Source organism: Streptomyces xiamenensis, from assembly GCF_000993785.3.
GTDB classification, from domain to species: Bacteria; Actinomycetota; Actinomycetes; order Streptomycetales; family Streptomycetaceae; genus Streptomyces; species Streptomyces xiamenensis.
Window position 1 is genome coordinate 2,534,512 of record NZ_CP009922.3, and the last position, 25,917, is coordinate 2,560,428.

A 25,917-nucleotide genomic window follows, 5' to 3' on the forward strand; every position below is an offset into this window, starting at 1 on the left:
GACCCGGCGTACGGCCGCCGCGCGCGCCGTCTCAGTCGCCGGTCCGGTCCTGCGGCACGAACCGCACCCGGACGGCCGCCGCCCCGGTCCGGATCAGCAGGCCGCCGGTGGCCGGCTCGGCCGCGCCGCCGCCGCCCCCGTACTGCCACAGGTTCACCGCCGCACCCAGCACCAGCGGGTGCAGCTCCGGCCGGGGCAGGCCCCATTCCCGCGCGGTCTCGGCCTCCAGCAGCCGGCCGTCGCGCAGCCGCAGCAGACAGCGGTGCGGGCTCAGTGCGGCCGTCGCGACCAGCAGGGCGGGGCTGTCCGCCGCGCGGCGCTCCAGCCAGTCCGCCGCCGGGAGTCCGGCGTCGGTCACGGTGCGCGCCGCGACCTCGGCCGCCTGCCGCCACAGCGGGCTGGTCTCGCCGTCGGTCACCGCCAGGAAGCCGCGCGGCTCCGTCCGTCCGCTGCGCGCGACGACCGGGAAGCGGCGCAGCGTCACCACGCCGTCCGTACAGTCCCCGGTCACATCGAAGGTGCACACGCCTGGGGCGTCCGTGTGCGCCGTCCGGCGGGGAGGGTCGGGCAGCGCGCCGAGCGCCTCCCGGGCGTCCCCGGCCGGCTCCCGTACGCCCCGCCCGGCGAAGAAGCCGTACAGCGCTCGCCGCACCCGAGCCGCCGCCTCGCCGGGCGCGCCGAGCCCGCCGTCCGTGACCTCCGGCACCAGCCGGTTGTAGCCGACCCCGTGCGGCAGCACCATCAGCGGCGCGTCCACCTCGCGCATGCTGGGGTGGACGGCGAACGCCACGGCCAGATCGAAGCTGCGGCCGGGCGCCGTGGCCTCCTCCCAGGTCAGGAAGCGGCCGGGGAGCGACCGTACGTACTCCTCCAGGCCGGCCGAGAACGCGGACCCGGTGTTGATGGTGAAGAACAGCTCCACGTCCTGCGGCGGCAGCAGCCGCACCAGATCGCGCAGCCGGGTCGCGGAGGTGAGAGTGCGGGCCACCCCGAGAACGTCAACCGCCGGGAGGGGGCGCAGCGTCGCCCAGGCGGGGTCGTACCGCTCGGGCCGGTGACGGGGACCGGACACAGCGGCCACGTTACCGGGTGGAGTGCCAGGTCACCTCGTTCGCCTGGATCAGGTTGCGCACCCGGGCGTTGCCCTGGACGACGTTGTGGACGGTCACGCCGCCGGCCGCGCCGCGCGCCGCCTCGCTCTCCAGCATCCAGCTCCGCAGGTCGGCGGCGAAGGCGGCGTCCTGGAGCGCGCGGGCGTAGATGACGGCCGCGAGCTGCCGCACCTCGGGGTCATCGGGCCGTACGGCGGGCGCGGGCTGCGGGCCGGGGCCGGCGGCGGGGGACGGCGCGGGCTCCGGGTCCGGGTCCGGCTCGGCGTCGGCGCGCCCCAGGGCGCGCCGGCCCAGCCGGGCGAGCATCGCCCAACTGCGCGTTCCCGCCTCCGTGCCGAGTGCCCCGGCGGCGGCCGAGACCGCCGCGGTGATGGCCGCCAATGACAGCGGATCGACCATGGGTGACCGCCCCCCTTCCGTTCCCGCCCCCTGTTTACCCGCCCTTGCGCCGTTCACGCCGGCCCTGTCCCGCCCCGTTGACCGCGATCAGGTCGAGCAGCGGCGTACCGCTGTTCCACAGCCCCAGATAGTCGCGGTGAATGGCCAGAACCCGTTGCTGCGTCGCCAGTTCGAGCGCCTGCCGGGTGAACGCCCCCGCCGTGGTCACGAACACCGCCAGGTCCGCCCGGTGGTGCTGGTACACCGTGCCCAGGAACTTCTGCATGTCCGCGCTGCCCACCGAGCGGTCCGCCCGGTACTGCTTGCACTGCACCACCAGCCGCCGCCCGTCCGGCAGCAGCGCCGTCACATCGGCGCCCAGGTCACCGGCCCGCCCCGTCACCTCGACCTGGCCGCAGCCGTCGCGGCGGCACAGCCAGGCGACATGCTCCTCGAACTCCCGCCAGCTCAGTATGTCCAGCGCCGCCACCGTGGCCCGCGCCCGCGCGCGCCGGTCCGCCGCGCGGAACTCCCGGTCCGCCGCCCTGGCCCGCCGGTCGCGCCGCCACAGCCACCAGCCGAGTGCCCCGAGCGCGGCGGCGCCGAGCGCGATCAGCGTGTAGGGCCAGAAGATCACCACCGCCGCCACCACCGCGATCCCCGTGGCGCCCCACCGGTTGCGCCGCACCTGCCGCTTCCGCCGATTCCGCTGGTTCTGCCGCTTTCCGCCCATGGCGCGCCAGTGTGGGAGGTACGCGCCCGCGTCCGCCAGAGCGCCTTCTCGGCCAGAACGGCGCCCGGGCCGGCGCAGCGCCGCGTCTCACCGCTCCTGCGGCTCGGGCGACGGCGGGGGCGGGGGCGGGGTGGGGTGCTCGGGCGGCACCGGCGGCTCGGCGGGCGTGGGCGGCGGCGGCCGGTCGGGCGGCGCCGGGGGCCGGGGGTGTTCGGGCGGTACGGGAGTGGGCTCGCGGTGCGTGGACGGGCTCATGCGTCGACCTCCGTGACGGGACGGTCCGTGGCGTACGGGATGCCCCAGCGTTCGGCGGCGATCCGGGCCGCCTCGGCCGCCTGGTGGCGTGCGGCCGGCCCCCAGCCCAGGAGTTCGGCGGCCTGTGCCGGGGTGGCGAGCAGCCGGTGGTACCTCAGCCCGGTGGCCGGGTCGACACCGCGCGGGCCGATCGCGGTCACCCGCCCCGCCATGCGGGCCAGCGCCCGTTCCGGGCCCGCCGGGGAGTGGACCCAGCCCAGCCAGCGCGCCTCGCCGACGGTGAGCCGGGCCTCCTCGTACGCCTCGCGGGTGAGCGTGCGCACCGGGTCGGGGCCGTCCTGCGCCTCCACCGTTCCGCCGGGGAGCAGGACCACGCCCTCCTTCGGGTCGACGAGTATCACCACCCGCCCGTCCGGGGCGAACAGCCAGCCCCACACCTGGGTCACGGGGGTGCGGTGCGCCACGGGGCGGTCGGTGCGCCAGGGCCAGTCGTGTCCCCGCACGACCCGGGTGATCACCGAGTGCTCCTCCAGCGGAGGGCGCGGGCCGGTGTGCCGGCCGTCCTGGAGGTAGACGGTGCCGGTGCCGCCGAGCCGGGCGCGCAGCGCGGCCAGCATGCGGCGGGCGTCGGGGCCAGCCATCCGGTCGGCCGCCTCGGCGGCGTCGAGGAACGCGTGGTCCTCCAGTTCGCCGGCGGGCAGCCGGATGCGCGCCGCGTCGGCGGACCCGACCGTGCCGCCGTCGAAGACCGTGTGGAACTCACCGGGGAACGGCAGGTCCTCGGGCAGCCCCTCGATGCGCGGACTGACGTGGTCGACGGCGAGGGCCGCACCCGGTGTCCTGGTGAGGCCGGTCTCCTCCCACACCTCGCGCCGGCAGCCCTCGCTGGGCAGTTCGCCCGCCTCCACTCCGCCGCCCGGCAGCAGCCAGGTGTCGCGGTAGGAGGGCCGTACGAGCAGCACCCGCCCCCACGGGTCGGTCATCAGCGCGGTGGCACACACCCATACGGCGTGCCGGGAGGCGGCGTACTCGGCGTTGGAGGTCACAGGATCTTGCGTCACACCTCATGATCAGCACGGATCGGCCGCCTCACCAGGGCGCTTGACGGCGCGCGGGAAGCGCCCGGGGGCGCACCCCCGGGCGCTTCGCGCACGTCAGTGGCCGGCCGCGCCGACCACGCCGCTCAGTTCGTTGGGCACCTGCGGCAGTTCGACGCTGTTCAGCACCTCGCCCGAGTGGATGTCCACGGCGTGCAGTTCCTTGCTGCCCGGCTCGGTGACGAAGACGGTGTGGTCACGGACGAAGATCGCCGGGCGCGGCTGCTGCCACTCCAGCGGCTCCTCCCAGGCGTCGATCACCGGGATGGTGTCCGTGACCTCGCCGGCCTCCGGGTCGATGACGTGGATCCGGCCGTCGGTTCCCAGGACCAGGGCCTCGCCGTGCGGGCCGCGTGCCAGGGAGCGGAAGGTGTAGCTGGTCCCGAGGTCGACGAGCTTCAGCGAACCGTCGACGGTGTCGATGAGGGATATCTGCTCGGGGCGCTCCAGTTCGGCGTCCTTGTCCTGCTTGTAGTCGCCGAGGACCACGGTGGACTCGTCCGAGCCGGCCTGGTTGCCGATCCGGCCGTACGCGGTGGGGCTGTCCACCTTGGTGAACGCGCCGTCGCGGTAGACGAGGACGCCGTCCTCGCAGCCGATCACGATGACGTCGTCCTTGGCCGCGGCCTCGCCGTGGACGCCGGGGCACTCCTCGCTGCGGGCGATCTCCTCGCCGCCGGCGTCCAGGACCATGGCGCCGACACGGCTCTCCTCGTTGCCGAGGGTGACCAGCAGGTCGCCGCTCTCCAGCTCGACGGCGACACCGTGGTGGGCCTCGGCGGACTGGTAGGTGTCGGTGTCCGGCAGGCCGTCCCCGCCCAGGTCGTGCGGGTCGAACAGGGTGACCTCGCCGGTGCCGTCCGCGAACAGCACCGTGCGGTCGCCGTGCCGGACGACGTGGCCCGGCTTCTCGCCCGCGAACTCGGCGCCGGTCAGCCGGGCGCCGACCGCGTCCAGGACCTGGAACCCGGTGGAGGTGGAGACCAGCACGTGCTGGTCGTCACCGGCCGGGTTGATCCGGTTGAAGCCGTCGAGCGGGAGGTCCCCGACGACCTCGAACGTGGTGCCGTCCAGGACGAGCAGCCCGCCGTCGTAGGTGACGACCAGCGGTTCGGCGGCCTGGACGGTGGGCGGCGCGCTGTCCTGCGGCTTGTCGGCCTCCTTTGCCGCGCTGCTGTCCTCGGAGGATCCGCAGGCGCCGAGGACGAGGGCCGAGGCGGCCAGCACGGCCACCGACGCGGCGATTCTCTTCTTCCGCATGATTCTTCTCTTCTCTTCTCTCTTCTTACCGCAAGCCGGTGACGATGGCTTCGGTGTTGGAACGCATCAGGTCGAGGTAGGTCTCGGCCCCGCCGCCGGGGGCGCTCAGGGATTCCGAGAACAGGGGTACGACGTCGACGTGCAGTCCGGTCTCCTCGGCGAGCACCCGGGCGAGCCGGTCGGGCTGTTCGGCGTCGACGAAGATCGCGGGGACGCCGGATTCCCGGATGGCGCCGGCCAGGGATTCCAGGTCGGCGGCGGACGGTGAGGCGAGCGTCGTGCCGCTGGGGATGACGGCGCCGACGACGTCGAAGGCGTAGCGGTCGGCGAGGTAGCCGAAGACGTGGTGGTTGGTGACCAGGCTGCGGCGCTCGTCCGGGATGCCGGCGAACTGCTGCGTCATCCAGACGTCCAGCTCGTCGAGTTCGGCGAGATACGCCTCGCTGTTGGCGCGGACCGCCTCCGGATCGACGCCCGGGACCCGCTCGGTCACCTGGTCGGCGATGAGACCGACGGCGGTGGCGACCCGGGCGGGGTCGGTCCAGAAGTGCGGATCGGGCTCCCCGGCCATGGCGTCGGAGGTGTACGGGAGGGGGTCGATGCCGGCGCCGACCTCCAGCGTGGGGGTGCCGGTTCCGGCCGCCGCCTCCACGTGCCGCAGGACGCCTTCCTCCAGGCCGAGGCCGTTGTACACGAGCAGTGCGGCGCTCTCGATGCCGGCGGCCTGGCGGGCGGAGATTCCGAAGGAGTGGGGGTCGGTTCCGGCTCCCATCAGGACGGTGACCTCGGCCTGATCGCCGACGATCCGCTGGGTGATGTCGCCGAGGATGTTGGTGGTGACCACTACCCCGGCCCGGTCCTCGGCGGCGGTGGAGCAGCCGGTGCCGAGCAGCCCGAGCCCGAGGGCCGCGGCCAGCGCCGCGAGGCCCGCGCGGATCGTGTGCGCCCTCATCGCCCGGTCTCCACCATGTGGGAGGGAGCGATGTCGAGGTCGAAGGTGCGGGCTATCCGGAGATCATCCGCGTAATCGATCTCATGAACCTTCTGCCCCGCCACATCACTGACATAGGCACGGCTGCTGTCCACCTCAACGCTGTCTCCCGGCAGTTCGGTCCGTGCGATCACCTCGCCGCTGTCGGGGTCGAGGGACAGCAGTTCCCCTCCGTCGGTGAGCGCGAGCACCACGCCCCCGTTCCCGACGGCGTTCACGGCGATGACGGAGTCGTCGGCGGTGAATTTCCACTGTCCGGTGAGGACATCGAGGGTCCAGAAGCCTTCGCCGTTCACCGCGGTGGCGGCCAGCGTGGTGCTGCCGGCCCGGTGCCGGAACGCGCCGGCCCGCTCGTCTTCCGCCGTACCGTCCGGGTACGGGAGCCGCTCGGCGGTGAACTCCGCCTCCTCCGTGCCGCTTTCCTTCTCCGCCGCCGTGATCAGCAGCGCGCCGTCGGCGCAGCCGAGGACGAGTCCGGCCCGGGTGACGGCGGTGCCCGTGGGGGCGGCGCACGGCTCGTCGACGCCGGGCGCCCGTACGGTGCCGTCCGCGACGGTCACTTCGGCGTCCTTGTAGGGGACCGTGCCGGCCGGGAGGGTCTCGCCCAGGGCGATGGCGGCGCGGTAGTAGTGCGCGTGGTCGCCGTGATCGACGGTCCAGGCACCGCTGTCGACGATCTGGACGGAGCCGTCGGCGGCCGTCAGATATCCGTACCGGCCGTCGCCGCGGATCCCGGTGGGCTCCTGGGCGTGGCCGACGTCGGTGATCTCCTCGGTGATCAGGTCGAGCACACGGATCTCACCGGTGGCGGCGTCGGCGAGGACCAGCCGGGACTGCGGTTCGGCGGCCTCCTCGGCGCCCTCCACATAGCCGTGCGGAGTGGACTCGGCGGCCTCGGTCCCGTTCTCCTCCTCCGTTCCGGGCGCGGTCTCGTCGTCGGGCGAGGCGCACCCGGCCAGCAGCAGCGCGGGCAGGGTTGCCGCGAGCATGACATTCCTAAGTCTCATGAATGAGCTCTCTTTTCCAGCAGGGACTTGGCGAGGGTGGCGAGCGCGGAGGCGAAGAACAGCCCCACCGCGACAGCGGCGATCGTGGCCCCGGCGGCCGTCCCCGCGTGCCAGGAGATGACCAGGCCCGCGGCCGTCGACAGGGCACCGAGCAGCGCCGCGCCGAGCATGATCAGCGGAACCCGCCGTGCCCACAGCGCCGCCGCGGCGGGCGGGGCGATCAGCAACCCGAACACCAGCAGCGTGCCGACCACATGGAAGGACGCGACGATCGCCAGCGTCACCAGGCCGACCAGCACCCCGTGCGCCCAGCGCGGCCGCAGCCCCAGGGTGTGCGCCTTGCGGGCGTCGAACGCCAGGGCCAGGAAGGCCCGGTGGCCGAGCACGGCCACCAGCGCCGCGCATCCCAGCGCCACGGCCAGGAAGACCAGGTCCCCGTCCCGCACCGCGAGCACGTCGCCGAACAGGAAGCCGGTCAGGTCGACCGCGAACGACTGCGAGCGCGAGACGATGATGACGCCGAGCGACAGCATGCCGACGAACAGCAGCCCGATCCCCGTGTCCCGGGAGATCCGCTTCGAACGCCCCAGCACGGTCACCCCGAACGCCATCGCCCCGGCGCTGGCCGCCGCCCCGATCAGCAGGGACCCGCCGAGCAGCGAGGCCAGTGCGACGCCCGGCAGCATCCCGTGCGCCATCGCGTCGCCGAGGAAGGCCATGCCGCGCAGCACGACCCACGTGCCGGCCAGGGCACAGATCAGCGAAACGAGGATCCCGCCCCACAGCGCCCGTTGAACGAAGGACACCGCGAACGGTTCGAGCAACCACTCCATGACGGGTCACTCTATAATGAAAACGATTATCGTCAGCAATTAAGGACTGTCATGCCGGTCACACTCCACGAGGTCACCGCCGACTACGCGGGCCACCGCGCCCTGCACGGCGTCAGCGCCTCCCTTCCCGCCGGCCGGGTCACCGCGCTCACGGGCCCCAACGGCTCCGGCAAATCAACCCTGTTGAACCTGCTGGCCGGTACCCTCACCCCCACCAGCGGCACCCTCACGTACGCGCGCCCCTGCCGCCCCGCGTACGTCATCCAGCGCAGCGCGGTGCCGGACACCCTCCCTCTCACCGTCCGCGAGACCGTCGCCATGGGCCGCTGGGCGGACCGCGGACCCTGGCGCCGGCTGACCCGCGCCGACCGCGTGATCGTGGACGAGTGCCTGGACCGGCTGGGCATCGCCCACCTCGCCCGCCGCCAACTCGGCGGCCTCTCCGGCGGTCAGCGCCAGCGCGCCCTGATCGCCCAGGCCCTGGCACAGCGTTCCCCGCTGCTCCTGCTGGACGAACCCACCGCGTCCCTGGACGCCGAGGCCCAGCGGCAGATCACCGCGACCCTGTCCCGGATCGCGGCGGAGGACGGCACCACCGTCGTCCACGCCACCCACCACCCGGACGAAGCGGCGGCGGCGGACCTGGTGCTCACCCTGAGGGCAGGGCACCTGCGCTGAGCCGCAGCCGCTCCTCCTCCACGATCCGCCGGGCCAGCTCCCCCTGCGACACATCCACCGCGTCCGGCGTGGCCGCGGCCACCTCACTGCGCCGCGCGTACGCGTCGAACAGCGCGCTCTTGCCGGCCAGTACCTCCAGCATCCGCTGGTCGACACTGTCGGCGACCAGCAGCCGGTGCACGCGCACGCTCCGCACCTGCCCCATCCGGTGCGCCCGCGCCACCGCCTGGTGCTCCATCGTCGGCTTGATCTGCGGCTCGCACAGGATCACCACCGAGGCGGCCTGGAGGTTGAGCCCCACGCCACCCGCCTGGATCTGGCTGAGCAGCACGGCGTGCCCGCGCACTGCCGTGAACGCGTCCACCAGCTGCTGCCGTCCGGCCACCGATGTCGTCCCGCTGATGACCCCGGTGACCCGGTCCGTGCCAAGCGCGGCCCCGACCGTCTCCAGCACCGCCCGGAAGTAGGAGAAGACCACCACCTTCGTCCCGGCGTCGGCGGCCTCGGCCACCAGCTCCCGTATCCGCCGCACCTTCATCGACTCCGGGGAGGCGTACGCGGCGCGCCGCATGGCCATGAAGTTCCCCGATTCCACCGCCTCCCGGTAGGCGGCCCCGTCCTGCGGGCCGAACTCCTCCCACTCGTCCACCCGCACCAGCGCGGGCAGTTCGGCGAGCACGTCCTCCTGGTTGCGGCGCAGATAGACGGGGGCCACGGCCTGCCGGAACGCGCGCGAGCCGGCCACCAGCTCCCGCCCTGCCACCCGTGGCAGCACCTCGGGCTGCAACTGCCGCACCAGCGACCGGAACTCGGCCACCCGGTTCTCCATCGGGGTCCCGGTCAGGTAGGCGACCCGCCCGGCGCGCGCCGCCCACCGCCCCACGGCCCGCGACCGCAGGGCGTCCGGGTTCTTCACGTAGTGCGCCTCGTCGACCACCAGCATGGCCGTGGGCACCACGGACTCCGTCCCGCGCAGCGCGTCGAACGTCGTCACGGCGACGCCTCCGTCCGCCTCCCAGCGCGCGAACTCCGCGGCACGCTCCGGGCCGTGCACGGGCACCGCCCGCAGCGTGCTGCGCGCCCGTATCTCCCGCGTCCAGTTGATCAGCACACTCGCCGGGCAGACCACCAGGAAGTGGCTCTCGCCGCGCGCCGCCAGATGCGCGAGCGCGGCGACGGCCTGCACCGTCTTCCCCAGGCCCATCTCGTCGCCGAGCAGCACCCGCCGCTGGGCGAGCAGAAAGCGCGCCCCGAAGGACTGGTACCCGCGCAGCGACACCCGCAGCTGGGAGTCGTCCAGCTCGAAGGCCCGGACCCGGTCGCCGATCTCGGCCGGCACGAAGCCCTGCGCGGCGTCGGAGTCCGGTGGCTGCCCGTCGAGTTCGGCGAGGAGGCTGTAGTAGTCGGCGGACCGCAGCTCGAAGTCCACCCAGGCCTCGACATCGGTCGCCGGGTCGCGCAGCAGATCGACCGCGGCCTGCCGGAACGCCCCGGTCAGGCCCCGGCGTTCGGCGTCCGCCGTCAACTCCTCGATCGCGGCGACCGCGGCCCGCGCCCTGGCCCGCCCCTCCCGCCCGGCGAGCAGCATCCGCAACCGCCCCCTCGCGGGCCGGGCCGCCGGCAGCAACTCCGCCAGCCGCTCCTCGACACCCCGCGCCGCCTCCACCGTCCTGCGCAGGCCGGGCCCGGCCGCCAGCAGCCGGTGCAGCGCGATGACGACGGCGGTGGTCGCCGGGCTCGGCTCCTCCACGTCCAGCCAGACCGATACCGTGCGTTCCACCGCGCGCCCGATGCGGCGCGCGGCGGCCAGCGCCTGCCCGGCGGTCTGTCTCCCCACCCCCGGGACCAGCTGCAACTCCCCCACGGTCGCGGCCCACACACTGCCGACCGTCCGGTATCCGCCCTCCTCCAGGGCGGCCACCCGCAACCGCCCCTCGGTGACCTCCCGCAGCCGCTCCACCGCCATCGTCCCGAGCCGCTCGGCGACCACGTCCTCCCGCAGCGGCCGCACCGCCTCCCGCACCCGGCCGACGGCCGCGGCGTGATCGGCCACCACACCCCGCGCCAGCTCCCCCAGCGCCTCGGGCTCGATCGGCTCCACGGACACCACCTCCTCAGCACCCGCATCGTGACACACGTCACTGACAGTGACGACGCGTCAGGAAAGCGGACCCCTCGGGCGGCTGACGGCGCACACGGCGACCATGTCGACGGCGCGCGCCATCACTCCGGAAAATCGCCGAAACTTTTCAGAACCCATCCCGATTCAACTGCCCGACGATTGACCGGAAAGCCCTCTGTACAAGCCAAGAAGGCGCTTTTTCCTTCCGGAATCCTTGCGAGAACCGTTGACGCACCCGAGGCCCGGCCCAACACTGCTGGGCACACCGAGCACCACCCCCACCGACTGACCCGCACGGTCATGTCCCGCTGCTTGGAGGACGCATGCACGAGGACAGCACTCCCGCCCGGCCGCTCAGCCGCCGGCGCTTCATCGCCCGTACCGGTGCCGTGAGCCTGGCCGCCGCCTCGGCCTCGGCCCTGGTGCTGCCGGGCGTCGCGCACGCCCAGACCATCACCCAGAACCAGACCGGCACCCACAACGGCTTCTACTACTCGTTCTGGACCGACGCCCAGAACACCGTCTCCATGACCCTGGGAAGCGGCGGCAACTACAGCACCTCGTGGCGGAACACCGGCAACTTCGTCTGCGGCAAGGGCTGGCCCAACGGCTCGCGCCGCAACGTCACCTACTCCGGGAGCTTCAACCCCTCGGGCAACGGCTACCTGTGCCTGTACGGCTGGACCAGCAACCCCCTGGTCGAGTACTACATCGTCGACAGCTGGGGCAACTACCGGCCCACCGGCGAGTACCGCGGCTCGGTCAACAGCGACGGCGGCACGTACGACATCTACCACACGATGCGTTACAACGCCCCCTCGGTCGAGGGCACCCGCACCTTCCCCCAGTTCTGGAGCGTCCGCCAGTCCCGGCGCGTCGGCGGCACCATCACCACCGGCAACCACTTCGACGCCTGGTCACGCTCCGGCATGAACCTGGGCTCCTTCAACTACTACATGATCATGGCCACCGAGGGCTACCAGAGCAGCGGCAACTCCAACATCTGGGTCAACGGCTGACCGTGGCCGGCGTTGCCGGGGCTCGCACAGGCGGGCCCCGGCATGACGAGGGCCCGCCCCTTCACCGCACGTGGCGCAGCGCGGCATGGGCTACTGGCTTGCCTCCAGATCCTCCAGGACGACCCGCACCGGGCCCCAGCACATGCCCACCGTGTGCTGGTCCGGCACCACACCACGACGCTGCTGGGCCCGGATGTGCACGAAGTTGCGGTACTGCCGGACGATGGTCATGAACTCGTGGCGGTCCTTACGGATCCATCCGCGGTCGTGCGCCGTGTCGAGCAGCATCTCCAGACTCACATAGTCCAGGTCCTTGCGCTTCGCCCCCTTGCCCACAGGAAAGCCCTTGAGCAGATCGGGGTCCCGGTGGATGAGAACGTTGAGGAGCAGTCCTTCGGTGAAGCTTCCGATACCGACCAGGGCGAGGACATACGCACCGTTGCGCTCGCAGATTCGCGCTTCCTCCACCCGTTCCAGCAACTGCCGCAGGGCATCCTCACCGCTGACCAGCGGTCTCAGCCGCGCTTCGAGGTCATCCGGTGCCGTGAACACCGCCGACTGGCCGTCATCGGTCAATTCCCCCAGCACGGGACGGCCGGAGACCTGTCTCACCGCCAGGCCCTCAAGTACCAGGATGCGGTTGAGTTCGTCCTGAACGGCCTCCGCAGCGGGGGCGCCCTCCCGGTACTCGATCGGGTCGCAGATTCGGCACAGGAGCCGCTCGATGGCCTCGATGTCATCGGTCGCCTTCTCCATGACCGTCTTCATCCACTCAAGGCGCGGCAAACCGTCATACTCCGGGGCGTCCTGCCAGCCCGCGTGCTGGAGGAGTTGGGTCAGTTGCCAGCCACGGCGCTCGTAGGGCCCGTCCATATCGACGATCAGGTGAGCGACGCGCTCGATGGTCATGGGGTCGAGCGGCTTCTTCATCCGGAGATCTCCTTGTCCACCACACGCTGGGCCTGTTCGAAAGCCTTGGTCAGCCGCGCGACGATGATCTTGCCCCGTTTCTTGAAACCGAGCTCGGTCATGGCCTCGGCGATACGGCTGTCCCGGTCCAGTTGATAGCCGTCGCTGAGGATCCAGTGGGCGAGGCTGAACAACTCCTGTTCCGTGTATTCCTTGATGGGTCGGTGCGAGGGCAGACGCGGATGCGGAAGGCGCCGTACCGGACGGGATGGCCGCCTTGTCGGCTTGGCCTCAGGCACCGGCTCTTGAACCACACCCCTATCCCGGTGCGTGTTCACCGGTGGTGCGTCCGCGTCCGTGTTCCGTACGGCCTCGCGCCATGCCTTCACCACGCGCGCTGTCTGGGCCTGCGGATCACGGAACCAGTCCGCCGCCCAGATCCGGTGGAAACGCCAACCGAGCCGTTCCAGGTGCTCCTGTCTCAGCCGGTCACGGTCGCGGGCGCTGGCCGCCCGGTGGTAGCGGTCCCCGTCCGCCTCGACGGCCAGCACCATCTGGCCGGGCCGCTCCGGGTGGGCCAGGGCAAAGTCGATGCGGTAGCCGGAGACTCCCCACTGCGGGACGACCGGGATCTCCTCCTGTTCCAGGGCTGCCAGGATCTGCCGCTCGAAACCGTTGAGTTCATACGTGGGCTGCGCGGATGCGGTGCGTGTCCAGTCGCCCCGGTGGGCGCAGAATTGAAGGAACTGGCTCAGGAGTTTGGGGCCTCGGTACCGGGTCGCGTCCAGGGCACGCGGATCGAAGTCCTCGTGCGAGAAGGAACTCACCACGGTCATCGCTTCGCGGGCCCGGGTGACCGCGACGTTGAGCCGCCGTTCACCGCCCTCCTTGCTGAGCGGTCCGAAATTCATGCTGAGCCGTCCGGTGGCGGCCTTCGCGTAGCCGATGCTGAGGATGATGGCGTCCCGCTCATCACCCTGCACCTGTTCGAGGCTCTTGATGAAGAAGCGCTTGCCCGGCCCCGCGTCAGGGCTGAAGAATCCCTGGAGCTCAGGCCGGTCACTCAAAGCCTTGCGGAGCGTCATCTCAATCCGGTCGGCGTGCGGACGGCCCATCGTGATCACTCCCAGACTGAGCCCCGGCCGCTCGGCCGCATGTTCGAGCGCGAGGGCCACCACCCGCTCGACCTCGTGGGGAGCCGATCCGCTCTGCCCCGGCGTCGCGTGGCCGTCGACCACCTCCAGGCGCACCGGGCTCTCCACCGCCGTGCCGGGAAAGGTCACCAGCTCATCACCGTAGATCTCCCGGTTGGAGAAGGCGATCAGACGCTCGTCGCTGCTGCGGTAGTGCCAGCGCAGGCGCTGTCGACGCGGGAGCCGGGCTCCGAGCATGTCCAGCAGTGATTCGAAATCCTTGACGTCCGAGGCATCGTCGTCCTCGTCCTCGTCGGAAGATCCGCTCAGCGCCTGCTGGAAGAACGTGCTGGGCGGCAGCTGCTTGGGGTCCCCCGCGACGATCACCCGCCGGGCGCGGAGGATCGAGGTGATGGCGTCCGACGGCAGGATCTGACTCGCCTCATCGAAGATCACCACATCGAACAGCGGTTCCAGCGGCAGCAGCCGGCTCACCACCAGCGGCGACATCGCCCAGCAGGGTTTGGCCGCCAGCAGAACGTCCGGGGCCTTCTGCACCAACTTGCGCAGGGGCATGTGCCGGGACTTGCGACGAGCCTGGGTCCGCACCTCGTTGCTCTGCTCCGGGTGGCTGTCGCGGGTCTGCCGCAGCCGGGTGGCCACCTTGTAGCGCACCCGCTGGGCGTTGCGCCTGATGTGCTCGGCGTCCTCGCGCCGGAACTCGGCGACCGTGTAGTCGTGTCCGTCGCCCTTGAACGTTCTGATGTGGGGAGAACGGAACGTGATCTCGTCCAGCACCGAGGACCACCACATGGCGTCGAAGATGGCGACAGCGACATCGGGGGCGACGTTCCGCCGGGCCAGTTCGTCCAGCAGCGGGGCAAGGCCCACTGCCTCAAGGCGCTCCGTGAACTGGTTGATCTCCGGCATGATCATCAACGTGGAGCGGTCTTCCTGCAGGCGCTGGATCAGTTGATCGACTTCCTCCTGCGGCCGGGACTCCAAGCCGTCGAATCTGGTGTGCAGGGCCACGGCGGCCAGCCAGTCGCGCAACTCGGTGAAGTTGCCCAACGCTTCCGGCAGGCCCTCGACCGACGACGGAGCGCCGCCGTTCACGGCCAGTGACCGCCATGCGGTGCGCTGCTCCTGGGCACGTACCAGTGCCGCGTGCAGTGTGCGCCGGTCCCGCACACCGTCGCGGCGCAGTTTCCGGGCCGTGTTCAGCAGGGTGTGACGCTGCCACCAACCGAGCCGGATTCCCCGCTGTGTGCGCCATGCTCGCTCACCCGTGGCTGCGGCGAGTTCGTCCAGGTGGTCGCCGAAGGCCTCCTGATCAAACACCTCAAGCGTGCCGGCCACAGCCCCCAGCAGACCGAGGCGCTGTTGCCAGCCGCTGATGTCGGTCGCCGGGCTCAGGCCGGCAGAGGCGACAAGATCTTCCATCTCACGACGGGTGTCCCGCAGTGCGGTGCCGGTCAGTTGGTCCAGAATGGCAACTACCGAGCGTAGTTCCGCCTCATTGCGGATTCTGGCCCGCGACCACGGTGATTCGGCCCGCCGGATGCGCAGTCCGTCCCCGGAGACGAAGTCGCGAAGGTCCCGCTGGGCCAGCCGCAGCCGGTCGCCGGCCAGTTTCTCCAGGTCGCCACCGCGCAGTCGCAGTCCGCCCCGGTGTTCGTCCGGAAAGTCCGACAGCCGGCTGATGGCCTCATAGGCGCTCACGCACCAAGGGGCGTACTGCCGGTGGAATTCCGCCACATGCTGTGTCGCCTGGCCCCGGTGGTGGTCCAACTGCTCGTGCAGCCCGTCCTTGCTGGGCCGGGGTTCCTGTTCGGCCCGATCCAGGCTCTCGGCCAACTGCTGTGCGACCAGCCGTTTGTTCAGCTTGTTGCCGTGCAGGTCGAAGACCAGGCCGTCGAGGTCGACGCGGGCCAGTCGGTCCGTCACGGCCTCGATGGCTGCTCGTTTCTCCGCCACGAAGAGGACACGCTGCCCCAGTGCGGCGAAGCCGGCGATCAGATTGGCGATGGTCTGGCTCTTGCCGGTACCGGGCGGTCCCTCGATGACGAGATGTTCACCGGAAAGGGCCGTGCTGAGCGCGCGCTGCTGAGAGGCGTCGGCGTCCTGGACAAGATATTCCGACCGGGGCGGCAGCGCATCGGCCCCCACGGGATCGCTGAGTCCTTCGCCTTCCGCGAGTCTCTGTTTGGCCCTCTCATCGCCTGCCAGTGCCGCCACCACCGGGTGTGCGGCGAGCAGTTCGCCGGCTTTGCGGAGGTCGTTGACCATCGGCAGTCGGTCGAAGCTGAAGACGCCGGCCACCACGGCGTCCTCCAACTCGGCGGAAAGCCCTGCCGCGGCGAGCGGACCGGCGATGACGTCATACACCGCACGGGTCTGGTCACTCGGATCGGTGAACTCGTCCCATGCCGTGATGGCCTTCTCGGAGAGCTCCTCGATGTCGTCATCGACACCGAACTGCCGGCTCAGCGCGTAGAGCAGAACCGGGTTGATCTCCGGGTCGGGGCCCGCTTCCAGCACATAGTCGGTCTCGGAAGCGGTGTGGGCCCGCAGGACCAGCGGGTGCAGCAGCAGCGGTGCCCGAAGCGGCCGGACCGGTGCCGTGCCACGGGTGGTCGGTGGGTCCACTCGCAGCAGTCCGCGCCCGACTCCCCCTGCCTCGACACCCTGTTCCTCGGACAGCTCCACGAGCCTGCGCCGCAGACCGCGTGCCCGGTTGCAGGCATCGCGGTGCTGCGCGGCATCGGGGAACAGCTCGCGCAGGCGCACGCCCTTCCCGGCCACCAGAGATCCGATCGCTTCGGGAGCCGCCCCCGTGAGTTCCAGGCTCGCGGTCTTGATGTTCCTGAAGTGCAGCAGGGTGTTCCTGGGTCCCAGGTCGATGAGCTCGTCCGCCCACTCGTGCGCCGCAGCGATCACCCTGTCCGTCTGGACGCGCGGATCCGTGCCGTTCACAGCTCCCCTCCCGGGTACACCATCACTCATCCCGGCCAGGCACCACCGGAGTTCACCTCCAACCGGCGAACCCATCAGGATAGAGCATGACAAGGCACTCAAGTACAGAAATCATGGGCTTGCGGGCCCCCCATGGGGCTCTCCTCAGCGAACCCCCAGCAGCGGGCTCGGGGTCCCGTGCCAGGTGATGCTCAGGACGTCGCGGGCCCGGGTCGCCGCCACGAAGAGGACGGAGCGGGCCCGCCGCAGCTCGCGCGCGGCCCGCTGCGGGTCCTCGGTCCGCGGCCTGCCGGACACTGCCGAACGCGGCAGCACCCCCTCGCTGACTCCGGCGATGGCGAGCCGCTGGTACTCCAGGCCCTTCAGCCGGTGCATCGTGCCCACGTGAATCTCGCCGCCACCCCGCGGCCCGTCCTTGCTGAGTTCCGCGCATGTCAGTCCCGCGTGCCGGGCCAGGTACTCCGCGATCCGGCCGACCCGCTCCTGGTCGGCGGCACACACCGCGATCCTGCCCGCCACACCGGCCGCGCCGCCCTCTCCCCCGGTCAGCTCGGTCCGCCAGGCCAGCAGGGTCTGTGCCAGCGCGGCCAGTTCGTCGTCCCAGGTGGCGTAGCCGGCCAGCAGGGGCGCCGGGCCGCGCAGGACCGAACGGTACCCGTCGAGGGTGTCGGTGCCGTCGTCGAGATCGTCGAAGCTCTCGCCCCGGACCACCGCCATGGCCTCGGCCAGGATCTCGCGGGTGGTCCGGTAGCTGAGCGTGAGCCGGGAGGCCCGGCCCCGGATGTTGATCCCGACGGCGCCCAGCGCGACCTGGTTCCCGTACAGGCGCTGGTGGGTATCGCCCGCGATGAACAGGTCGTCGGGGCCCGGCTCGGCCATGGCACGCAGCATCTTCCAGTGCGCGGGCCGCAGGTCCTGGGCCTCGTCCACCACGATGTGCCGGTAGCGGTGCCGCAGATACCGCATGCCGGAGCCGTCGTCGCCGTCCCGGTGCACCAGGTCGCCGCCGCCGATCTCCGCCTTGTGCTCACGGCGTGCCGCGATCTTCGCGGCACGCTCGATCTCGAAACGGGCCGCCCGCTCGGCCGACTGGCCCCAGGTCTCGACGCCGAGCTTGTCCAGCCGCGCGGTGAACTGCTCGATGAGCTTCCACACCCGGTCCCGGTCGGGGCGGGTGAGTGCCTTGCCCCGGCCGGCGCGGCGGGCCCGGAAGTACGCGGCGCGGGTCGGCACGGACTGGCCGAGGATGACCTGCTCCCACTCCTCGAAGAGGAACTCCGCGTCCCAGCCGACCGGTCCGGATTCCAGCTCGGCCTCCGCCAGGAGGTGCCGCAGCTCGCGCAGCGCGACCCGGTCCTCGACCCGGTTCTTGATCCGTCCGGGCGGCGCGCTCTCGCCGGCCACCCGGGCCGCGAGCTGGTCGATGTTCACGATGTCCACCCGGGCCATCAGCTCGGGCGCCATGAGGGAGGACAGCCGGGCCCGCAGCTCGGTGGTGAGGTTCTTGGTGAAGGTGGTGAGCAGGATCGGCTTGCTGTGACCGGGCGGCAGTTGCCGCGCCAGGTGGTGCACGCGGTGCAGAGCAACGATGGTCTTGCCGGTGCCCGGCCCTCCGGAGACCCGGGCCGGGCCGCTGTACTCCCGCTCCACCAGCCGCGCCTGGCTGGGGTGCAGAAAGACCTTCCAGAGCCGGAAGTCACCCTCCTCGATGGCGGCCTGGACATCCTCGTCCACCGTGGTGACCGTCATCCGGCTCAGCGCCGAGCCGAAGTCGTCCGGGTCCACCGGGGTGTCGGCCCGCATCTGACTGGTGATCTCGGCCCGGATGTCCTCCGGCGGCATTCCGGCCGCCAGTCCGTACAGCACGTCCTTGGACAGCAGGGGGGCGTCCCGGACCAGGGAGTCGAGCTCCGCCTCGTCGGTGACGGCCAGCGCGAGGTCGATCAGCGGCTCGGCGACGCCGAGGTCCCGCAGTTCCCCGGCGGTGTGCCCGGTGAGCAGTGGGGTGGCGGGCGTGACGCTGACGGGTTCGGCAGCGGGCGCGGGAGCTTCCTCAGGCGCCGGCGCCGCCTCGGGTTCCGCCCGGGTCAGCCGCACCCCGGCCCGGCGCAGGGTGCTTTCCCCGACGACGGACAGATCGACGAACTCGATCTCGCCGCTGATCCGGTTGACGGCGACATCGAGTTGCTCGTACACGTCCTTGCGGTGCCGGACGGCGAGCACCAGCCAGCTCGGCAGGCCCTTGACGTCCTCTCCGGCCCGTGCCAGCAGGACACGGTAGGAACTGCCGAGCTTCGCCCGGTAGATCCGCGCGTTGCCCTTGAGCGGCTTGAGGTCGAGCCCCGGGTGATCGGGGTTGAGCCGGAACCGGTGACAGAAGTTGTAGAAGTCGCTCTTGACGGTCCGGTCGAGCTTGTACAGCTCCTCTTCGGCCTTCTGGTACAGACTCAGCCGGGCGTTCATCGGGCGGCACCCTCACTTTCCGGTTTCTGCGGCACATCGGGCAGCAGCGCGATCATCGACTCGAAGTGCTCCAGCCAGCCGGCGGCGGTGCGTACCGTCCAGCCGGCCGCGGCGTAGGCCGCGTCCCGCCGCTCGGCCTCCTGGTCGCCCTCCGCTTCCGGTCCATGATGACCGCCGGGTACGACAGCGACCTTCAGTCCGTGCTCCTCCCAGGCGAATTCGGCCAGCCAGTGTCCGGATCCCAGCTCGTGGCCGCAGACCGGGGCCTTCTTTCCGGCCGCGGCCAGCCGGTCGGCGAGCTCCGCGAGTTCGGGTTCGGTGCCGTCCTCGTTGAGGAACGGCAGGATGCCGGTCTCCCACTCCGGGTCGCGCAGCACGTCCGCGAGCCGCGCCCGGACCACGGCGGCGTGCTCGGGGTCCTGTGCCCGTGCCCGCGCGACCGGCTCCGGGTCGGGTTCCCTCCCGGAGCGCGCGCCGCCGCACACCGCGAGCGCCTCCAGCGGGTAGGCGTCCACGCCGCCCGTCGTGAGCTGGACTCCGTCCCCGCCGGCATGGTCCAGGAACTGGGCGAGGTTGGTCCAGTACAGCCACGCGCGCCACTGTTCCCGGTGCCGCTCGCGCTCCAGGGCCGGGGCCGAGTCGTCCAGTACGGCCAGCAGGCTCCACCGCGGCAGCCCTGTGTCGTCGACCGCCGTGGTGAACACCAGCGGCAGCCCGGTGGCGTCGTGCGCCCGGAAGATGTGCACGGCGTCCTCGGCCGGTTCGCTCTCCCCGGTCCCGTCACCGGTGAGGGCCTTCCTCAGCCCCTGGACGACACCGGCCCGCGAGCGGGTGGACGCCACCGGCTCCACCGACGGCACCGCCATCAGCCCACTGACCAGGGCACCGGCCCGCAGAGCCCACACCCGGTCCTCGGGGTCCCGCAGATAAGCCAGCAGCGTGTCCAGGGGATTGACGTACACCTGCCCGGCGAAGCCCGCCCGGCTGCCCCCGCACTGCTCGTACAGGTCCTTCGCACCCTCCTGCGGGACGGGCCCGTACGGCGGCCACACCGGACGCGCCCGCCCGGAACGCCCTTCGAACAGGTCCAGGTCGTCCCAGGTCAGCTGGAAGACCACCTGTCCGTCCGCCCGCAGCGCGTTGCGCCGCGCCGCGTCCTGTGCCAGCCGGTTGTGTTCCCCGGTGGCGTGGAAGCGGCGGCCGTCGAGGTAGACCTTGACGCCGCGGGCCTGACCGTCGGCGCGGGTGAAGGTGAAGTCGGTACGCGTACCCCGCAGCCGCTGCTGCGCGGTCAGCCGCCAGTGCGTCACCGAGGACCCGCCCGTGAACCGCAGATGTCCGCTCGCCCGGCCGTCCTCGTCCAGCGCCGCGTCCTCCTGCCGCTTCGACCAGTCCCGCAGAATCGCGAGGAACCGGGCCTCCAGGTCGGATTCGACCTGGGCGTCCAGTCCGATGAGGCCGGTGTGCCGCACCGGTTCCGTTGCCCAGATGTCCTCGCCGTCCGGGCCCGTCAGCAGCGATTCGATGAGGTCGAGGGCTTCCCGCCGGGACACCACGTCCTGATGCTCGTCGGGGGTGTACCGCCGCAGACAGCGGTGGCAGGCGCGGCGTTCCTCCTCCGCGCACGGGCACTCGGTCAGCGCGCGGTGGGCGTCGGCCAGCGTCTGCCGGAAAGTGTCCGGGTCGACGAGCCGGTGCAGATAGCCGGTGCCGCCGGGCAGCGTGTCGAACAGCACCAGGAACCAGCGCCGTTCCCCTGTCCCCGCGTCGGGCATGGAGGCCATGGTCGTGTCCAGGTGCTGCGGGTCGCCGCCGAAGTGCTGGTCCACTCCGAGCCGCAGAGCCGCCCGGAAGGAGTGGATCTTCTCCTGCACCAGCATGGTGGCCGCGGGCAGCAGCACCCGCAGCGCCTCGGTGTGCAGTTCGTGGGCCAGCAGCAGCCGTTCGTCCCGGACCGGCTCCCCCGCCGCCGAGGACGTACGGCCCCTGCGGCGCGGACACCACGGCCGGTGGTTCCGCAGCCTGGGATCACGGCCGCCCGAGGACGAGGCCCCGTCCGGCTCGTGCTCGAACAGCGGCTGCCCGTCGGCCGTGGCCGCCCCGCACCCCGTGCACACGTGGAACGGGTTCAGCCGCACCGACTGCCCGGCGATCTCCTCCCGGGCGGGCAGACCCTGGCGGGCCACGCCGACGTTCACCTTGCGGATCACGGCGGCGCGGGTGAAGTCCACACCGAACGTCTGTGAGGTGTGCCGCCAGGACTTCCCGGGCTCGATCGCCTCCGGCGGGATGTCCACGGCGTCCACCACCTGGTAGGTGCGGAAGTCGCGTTCGTCCCGGTCGTCGCGGATCCGGGCGTCCTCGGCCCGGTCCCAGGAAGTGACGGTGGACGGCTGGATCACCCGGAAGAGCGAGGAGCCGTCGTCCGCGAGCCGCATCGAATGGCAGCGGGGGCACGGGCTCGTGTCGGTCTCCGCGTCCGCCGTGCGCACGTAGCCGCAGTCCTGGCACAGTCGCCAGGTCTGCCACGCCCGGTGCCCCGGGGTGCCGATCTCCAGCCCGGTGATCCGGTGCCGGTAGCCGTTGGCGTAGAAGGTGTTGCCCGGCGCCAGCTCGGTCACCGCGAACCGCCGGGGCCGCTCGTACGTCCGGGGATCGTTCCGGTACTGGGCCCGGCCGGTGACCGGGTGCTCCCCGTCCCGCGAGTACAGACCGGCGCTGAGGGTGGTCCTGGCGTCGGCGAGCGCGTAGTTGGGCAGCAGCCCCGCATCGCACAGGGCCTGCTGCGCGGGCACCTCGCCCAGCCGCATCAGCTGCCTGCCGACCCCGCGCCGTTCGGCGTCCAGTTCGGCGAGCTGCCGCTTCTCCTCCTCGTCCGCGCCCTGGCGTTCCTCCCGCTCCGTCAGCTCCTGGTGGGCGTCGGCGATGGCGTCCAGCCGGGCCCGCAGAGCACGGTCATGGCTCCACCACTCCGCCTCGGCCCGCTCGGCGGCGCCGCGCAGACCGCCCGTGGCGTACCGGCGCAGTTCGTCCGCCGACTCCTCGCTCACGCCCTCGGGGAACAACGCCAGGAAACGGTCCGCCAGTTCCTCGCCCCGGGCCAGGGCACACTCCACCAGCTCGGCCAGATAGCCGAGAGGCCCGAACAACTGGGGTGCCCTGCGGGGCAGCGCGCCCAGCGCCACCGGGCCGCCGGAGGACGGAGCCCGTACACCGTGCTCCGGGTGGCCCAGTTCCCCGCGCGCCGCCAGATCCAGCAGGTGCGCCAGGTACTGGCGGCGCAGGATCTCCACCGCCGACAGATGGCAGCCGGGCGGCACGATCTCGCCGGCGATCATCTTCACCGGTTCTTCCAGGAAGTACAGGTCGCGCCGTTTGCGCTCCGGGATGGTCAGCAGGAAGGCGTTCCCGTCCCGGCGGCCGGCCCGGCCCACGCGCTGGGTGTAGCCGGCCGGGGTGCGCGGCAGCGAGGCCAGCACCACGGCCGAGAGGTCCCCGATGTCGATGCCCATCTCCAGCGTCGGGGTACAGGCCAGGACGTTCGGATCGTTGAACCGCTCGCCCGCTTTGAAGGCCCGTTCCGTCTCCTCGCGCTGGGCCCGCTCCAGCAGCCCGGTGTGTTCGGCGGTGATCACCTGGTACGTGCCGGCCTCGCGGTACAGCCGCCGGTAGTAGTCGTCGCGGTAGTCGCGGTCCCGGTGGTGGATGTTCTGTTCGGCCGCCCGGTCCCCGGCGACCAGCAGCGCGTCCGGGCGGCGGGTGCAGCGGTAGGTGGGGCAGGGCTGGCCGTCCCACTGGGCCAGTTGCCCGGGCGGCACGGTCTGCTCCCAGAAGCAGTGCGGGCAGCGCACATAGGCGGTATTGACCTGCTCGTCCGTCAGCAGGACCGCTTCGATACCGCCCGGCCGCAGCCCGTACACCCGCAGCGCGCTGTCACCGGGCACCCGGGAGGCCAGCAGCCCGGCCTCGTGCAGCGCGGGCAGCAGTCGCAGCCAGAAGTCCGGCGCCTGTTCCCGGGTGAGCCGCAGGGCGCTCTGCGCCCACCGCTCGTACCAGGACAGCCGGCCGGTCGCGAAATCGAACTCGCTGCCGGCCTTCGGCTTGTCGAGCAGGAACACGGGTGCCGCCACCCACGGCGGGAACGCCCGCATGCCCTGCGCCCGCCGCCCGTTGATGAAGTAACGGTCGGTTCCCATCCGTTCCGTGTACCGCTCCAGCCAGCGGTGTCCGACTGCGCCACGGGTCCGCAGGCGTTCCAGCAGCACCCGCAGGAAGCCCAGATACCGCTGCGGGGTCTGCTCCTCCGGCTCCGGTCCGTGCCGGTGCCTGGCCTGCGGGTCCAGGTGCACGGAGCGCACCAGCGCCGCCGCCGCGTCCGGGTCGGCGATCCGGACGGACGCCGCGACGGTCCGGGTCAGCTCCAGCGTGCGGCCCCGGCGGGAGCCGAACCCGAACTCCATGACGGTGTCGAACGCGAGCCGTTCCCCGACCAGCCGCCAGGTGCGCAGATCTCCGCCACGTCCGGCGCCCTCCAGCAGAGTGGGCACGTTGCGCAGCCCGTGCAGGTCCGGGGGTACGACCGCCGCCAGCACCTCGGGGTCGGTGGTGGCCGCCACGGTGTCGGCGATCAGGTCGTGGAGCGCGGTGGGCCGCTCGGCGCTCAGCTGCCCCTTGAGCAGAGCGCGCAGCGAGAAGGTGTACGAGCGGTTGGCGACGAACCCGGCCCGGTGCGCGGCGTCCTGGACGGAGTCGCTGAACATGAGCGTCTTGCGCTCCCGGCGGTCCCTGCCCAGTTCGTTCCCGGTGAACAGCCGGGTGATCGCGGCGGCGGCGAGGGCGGCGGGGCCGGTGCCCAGATAGCGGATGGCCTGCCGCTCGCCGCAGGCGGGGCACCAGTCCTCCTTGCCGGCCGTGTTGGCGGTCTCGCCGAGAAGGACCAGGACGAAGGCGGTGTCCGGCGACTTCAGGTCGGGCTCGCCGGTGGCCGGGTCGTAGTCCCGGGCCGGGTCGGGCGGGCGCAGCCGTCCGTTCACCCCGTCCAGCACCATCAGCATGCCGCCGGCGCCGTGCAGTGGGGTGGGCCGCCCGGACCCCGTGTTCCCCTGGGTGCGGCCGCTCACCGGCACCGGTCCGCGGGCGGCGCCCTCCCCCGCCTCACCGTCGGTGGCGACGATCAGGTTCCGGACCCGCAGCTTGTCCTGGCTGGTGGATGCCCGCCGGATGCGGGCCGGGTCGAACTCGACGGCCTGATCGTCGCTCTCCGGTGAGAACACCGCCCAGCCGGACCGGCCGCACTCGCGGCAGTACACGGCGGGCAGGAAGAGATTGGCGACCTGGCCGGAGGTGCCGGTGTGCACGGGGGCGGCCCGGTCGGCCGCCGTGGCCCTCTCGTCCCGGACGTCCGCCGCGTCCCAGCGGAACTCGGCGCGCGGCCACGGCAGTACCCCGCGCAGCAGCCGGGTCACCGACCGCGCCCACTGGTGCACCTCCACATGGACGAACGGGCGCGCCCGCTCCCCGGGGGGCGACTGGGGGTCGCGGGCCACCGACAGGAGGGCGACGAGCCGGGCGAGCGCGTCGGCGCTCACCCCGGGCCGCTCGGTGATGGAGCGCCCCCACGAGGAGGCGCCGTGCTGCCGCAGCGCGTCCAGCACATCGGGAGCCGACCTGAGCCCGTCGGCGAGGGAGGCCAGGACGGCCCGGGTGAGGATGTGCCGCTTCATGACCTCGCCCAGGGCGTGCGGGTCGGTGTTCCGGGTACCGGTCACGGCCTCGACCAGATCCGCGAACTCCTCTTCGCCCCGGGCCGGGTCCGGAAGGGCCGTCAGCTCCTCGGGAGTGGGCAGGGGCAGCCGCCAGTCGATGGCGTCCCAGGGCAGGAGGGTGTCCACGGGCTGCCGTTCCTCGCCGATGACCGCGTCGGCCGGGAACGGGGTCGCGAACACCTGCCCGGCCACGGTGCGCAGCCGTTCCGTGCCCGCGTCGTCGGTTGCTCCGGAGGCCAGGGTGGCGGAGGTGGCCACCGGGCAGATGTCTCCGAGCGGCCGGCCCTCCCGGGAGGCGCCGAGCGCGGCGGCCAGCCGGCGCAGCAGCATGGCCACGTCGGTGCCCTGGGCACCGTCGTAGGTGTGGAACTCGTCGACGACGGCATAGCGCAGATCGGCTTGGTACCACAACGGGGCGTCGTCAGCCCGCTGGAGCAGCAGGTCCAGCATCTTGTAGTTGGTGATGAGGATGTCGGGCGGCGAGGACTGCATCGCCGAACGCCGGGTCTCCACCCGTTCGTAGCGGATGGCGGACCGCTCGCCGATGTACAGCCCCGCGGTGACACCGCTCAGCTCGCGGTGACGCATGAGGAGTTCGTTGATGCGCTGCGCCTGGTCGGTGGCGAGTGCGTTCATCGGGTACAGCAGCAGTGCCTTGACCCCCGGGGTGCCCGCGGCGCGCTCGCGGGCACAGTGGTCGAGCACGGGGAAGAGGAACGACTCGGTCTTCCCGGAGCCGGTACCGGTGGTGATGAGGGTGGGCAGCGGGGTGTGTCCGCGCGCGGAGGACAGCCGCGCGAAGGCACGGGCCTGGTGGGCGTACGGGGTGAACCCGTCCGGGGCCCAGTCGAGGGTCCGTCGCCACGTCTGGCCTTCCGCGACGGTGAACGGGGCCCGGATGCGGAGATAGGGGCCCCGGAACATGCCGGAGGTGTCGTCGCCCAGGAACCGGTGCAGGGCTTCCCTGGCCCCCTCGTCGGTCAACGCGTAGGTGGTGGAGAGGTACTGGAGCAGGTTCTCCTTCAGCCCCCGCGCCTCCAGCGTCGGTCTCATCGTGCCCCAACCCCCGTCACGGAAGACTTCGAGCGCATTACCCTATGTCAACCACACACCGGGCGTACACCTCATGCACACGTACCGCCCCACGGGCCCCGTGGTTCACGGTGAAGGCGTCGCGGCGCTCAGG

General features: G+C 71.9%; 16 protein-coding genes. 2 read left to right on the forward strand and 14 right to left on the reverse strand.

The genetic code is table 11. The annotated features are described in order from the left end of the window. Nucleotides 1-31 precede the first annotated feature (31 nt). The 9 genes from SXIM_RS11705 to aztB form a co-directional block, all read right to left on the reverse strand. Nucleotides 32-1,072 (reverse strand): hypothetical protein, encoded by a 1,041-nt coding sequence (locus SXIM_RS11705; protein WP_246156872.1) that lies wholly within the window; start codon nucleotides 1,070-1,072, stop codon nucleotides 32-34. A gap of 10 nt (nucleotides 1,073-1,082) precedes the next feature. Beyond that, the gene (locus SXIM_RS11710) at nucleotides 1,083-1,511 is read right to left on the reverse strand and encodes a hypothetical protein (RefSeq protein WP_046723863.1); all 429 of its coding nucleotides are present in this window, start codon (nucleotides 1,509-1,511) and stop codon (nucleotides 1,083-1,085) included. A 34-nt stretch (nucleotides 1,512-1,545) separates the two neighbouring features. Next, on the reverse strand, nucleotides 1,546-2,223 hold the full coding sequence (locus SXIM_RS11715) for a restriction endonuclease (protein ID WP_030735211.1): 678 nt from the start codon (nucleotides 2,221-2,223) through the stop codon (nucleotides 1,546-1,548). 87 nt (nucleotides 2,224-2,310) lie between these two features. Beyond that, nucleotides 2,311-2,478: a hypothetical protein gene (locus tag SXIM_RS27395; RefSeq protein WP_158708053.1), complete on the reverse strand. Its 168-nt coding sequence runs from the start codon at nucleotides 2,476-2,478 to the stop codon at nucleotides 2,311-2,313. Then, nucleotides 2,475-3,524 carry an NUDIX hydrolase gene (locus SXIM_RS11725; RefSeq protein WP_246156873.1) on the reverse strand — a complete coding sequence of 350 codons (1,050 nt, stop codon included), beginning with the start codon at nucleotides 3,522-3,524 and terminating at the stop codon, nucleotides 2,475-2,477. The genes SXIM_RS27395 and SXIM_RS11725 overlap by 4 nt, the downstream gene beginning before the upstream one ends. A 108-nt stretch (nucleotides 3,525-3,632) precedes the next feature. Further along, nucleotides 3,633-4,835, reverse strand: a complete 1,203-nt coding sequence (gene aztD, locus SXIM_RS11730; protein WP_030735217.1) for a zinc metallochaperone AztD — start codon at nucleotides 4,833-4,835, stop codon at nucleotides 3,633-3,635. A gap of 25 nt (nucleotides 4,836-4,860) precedes the next feature. Further along, a complete protein-coding gene (aztC, locus tag SXIM_RS11735) occupies nucleotides 4,861-5,787 on the reverse strand; it encodes a zinc ABC transporter substrate-binding protein AztC (protein WP_046723865.1) in 927 nt (308 codons plus the stop codon). Then, on the reverse strand, nucleotides 5,784-6,815 hold the full coding sequence (locus SXIM_RS11740; RefSeq protein ID WP_052385370.1) for a PQQ-binding-like beta-propeller repeat protein: 1,032 nt from the start codon (nucleotides 6,813-6,815) through the stop codon (nucleotides 5,784-5,786). Before SXIM_RS11740 ends, aztC begins: the two co-directional genes overlap by 4 nt. A gap of 14 nt (nucleotides 6,816-6,829) precedes the next feature. Beyond that, nucleotides 6,830-7,666, reverse strand: a complete 837-nt coding sequence (gene aztB / locus SXIM_RS11745; RefSeq protein ID WP_043178111.1) for a zinc ABC transporter permease AztB — start codon at nucleotides 7,664-7,666, stop codon at nucleotides 6,830-6,832. Between the two features lie 51 nt (nucleotides 7,667-7,717). Between aztB and aztA the strand changes: the two genes are divergently transcribed. Continuing rightward, nucleotides 7,718-8,344, forward strand: coding sequence for a zinc ABC transporter ATP-binding protein AztA (gene aztA, locus SXIM_RS11750; protein ID WP_046723867.1), 627 nt, complete (start codon nucleotides 7,718-7,720; stop codon nucleotides 8,342-8,344). On the opposite strand, the gene SXIM_RS11755 is transcribed toward aztA, so the two are convergent. Beyond that, nucleotides 8,316-10,445 carry a DEAD/DEAH box helicase gene (locus SXIM_RS11755; RefSeq protein ID WP_425473460.1) on the reverse strand — a complete coding sequence of 710 codons (2,130 nt, stop codon included), beginning with the start codon at nucleotides 10,443-10,445 and terminating at the stop codon, nucleotides 8,316-8,318. The two genes, aztA and SXIM_RS11755, sit on opposite strands and share 29 nt — an antisense overlap. 344 nt (nucleotides 10,446-10,789) lie before the next feature. Between SXIM_RS11755 and SXIM_RS11760 the strand changes: the two genes are divergently transcribed. Continuing rightward, complete coding sequence (locus tag SXIM_RS11760; RefSeq protein ID WP_030735235.1) at nucleotides 10,790-11,485, forward strand: glycoside hydrolase family 11 protein; 696 nt, start codon at nucleotides 10,790-10,792, stop codon at nucleotides 11,483-11,485. Nucleotides 11,486-11,575: 90 nt separating this feature from the next. Here the strand turns inward: SXIM_RS11760 and SXIM_RS11765 are convergent, their stop codons facing one another. The 4 genes from SXIM_RS11765 to SXIM_RS11780 all read right to left on the reverse strand — a co-directional run bounded on the left by SXIM_RS11765 (nucleotide 11,576) and on the right by SXIM_RS11780 (nucleotide 25,784). Continuing rightward, nucleotides 11,576-12,415, reverse strand: a complete 840-nt coding sequence (locus SXIM_RS11765; RefSeq protein WP_046723870.1) for a hypothetical protein — start codon at nucleotides 12,413-12,415, stop codon at nucleotides 11,576-11,578. Next, a complete protein-coding gene (locus SXIM_RS11770; protein WP_053116168.1) occupies nucleotides 12,412-16,503 on the reverse strand; it encodes an AAA domain-containing protein in 4,092 nt (1,363 codons plus the stop codon). Before SXIM_RS11770 ends, SXIM_RS11765 begins: the two co-directional genes overlap by 4 nt. A gap of 144 nt (nucleotides 16,504-16,647) precedes the next feature. Then, nucleotides 16,648-18,966: a UvrD-helicase domain-containing protein gene (locus SXIM_RS11775; protein ID WP_046723873.1), complete on the reverse strand. Its 2,319-nt coding sequence runs from the start codon at nucleotides 18,964-18,966 to the stop codon at nucleotides 16,648-16,650. Continuing rightward, nucleotides 18,963-25,784, reverse strand: coding sequence for a DEAD/DEAH box helicase (locus SXIM_RS11780; protein ID WP_046723875.1), 6,822 nt, complete (start codon nucleotides 25,782-25,784; stop codon nucleotides 18,963-18,965). The genes SXIM_RS11775 and SXIM_RS11780 overlap by 4 nt, the downstream gene beginning before the upstream one ends. Between the last annotated feature and the right edge of the window lie 133 nt (nucleotides 25,785-25,917).

What these genes read in the sequence shown, in the direction of transcription:
- SXIM_RS11710 (WP_046723863.1), bottom strand. Translation starts at nt 1,511, where the DNA reads ATGGTCGATCCGCTGTCATTGGCGGCCATCACCGCGGCGGTCTCGGCC.
- SXIM_RS11715 (WP_030735211.1), bottom strand. Translation starts at nt 2,223, where the DNA reads ATGGGCGGAAAGCGGCAGAACCAGCGGAATCGGCGGAAGCGGCAGGTG.
- SXIM_RS27395 (WP_158708053.1), bottom strand. Translation starts at nt 2,478, where the DNA reads ATGAGCCCGTCCACGCACCGCGAGCCCACTCCCGTACCGCCCGAACAC.
- aztD (WP_030735217.1), bottom strand. Translation starts at nt 4,835, where the DNA reads ATGCGGAAGAAGAGAATCGCCGCGTCGGTGGCCGTGCTGGCCGCCTCG.
- aztC (WP_046723865.1), bottom strand. Translation starts at nt 5,787, where the DNA reads ATGAGGGCGCACACGATCCGCGCGGGCCTCGCGGCGCTGGCCGCGGCC.
- SXIM_RS11740 (WP_052385370.1), bottom strand. Translation starts at nt 6,815, where the DNA reads ATGCTCGCGGCAACCCTGCCCGCGCTGCTGCTGGCCGGGTGCGCCTCG.
- aztB (WP_043178111.1), bottom strand. Translation starts at nt 7,666, where the DNA reads ATGGAGTGGTTGCTCGAACCGTTCGCGGTGTCCTTCGTTCAACGGGCG.
- aztA (WP_046723867.1), top strand. Translation starts at nt 7,718, where the DNA reads ATGCCGGTCACACTCCACGAGGTCACCGCCGACTACGCGGGCCACCGC.
- SXIM_RS11760 (WP_030735235.1), top strand. Translation starts at nt 10,790, where the DNA reads ATGCACGAGGACAGCACTCCCGCCCGGCCGCTCAGCCGCCGGCGCTTC.
- SXIM_RS11765 (WP_046723870.1), bottom strand. Translation starts at nt 12,415, where the DNA reads ATGAAGAAGCCGCTCGACCCCATGACCATCGAGCGCGTCGCTCACCTG.
- SXIM_RS11775 (WP_046723873.1), bottom strand. Translation starts at nt 18,966, where the DNA reads ATGAACGCCCGGCTGAGTCTGTACCAGAAGGCCGAAGAGGAGCTGTAC.
- SXIM_RS11780 (WP_046723875.1), bottom strand. Translation starts at nt 25,784, where the DNA reads ATGAGACCGACGCTGGAGGCGCGGGGGCTGAAGGAGAACCTGCTCCAG.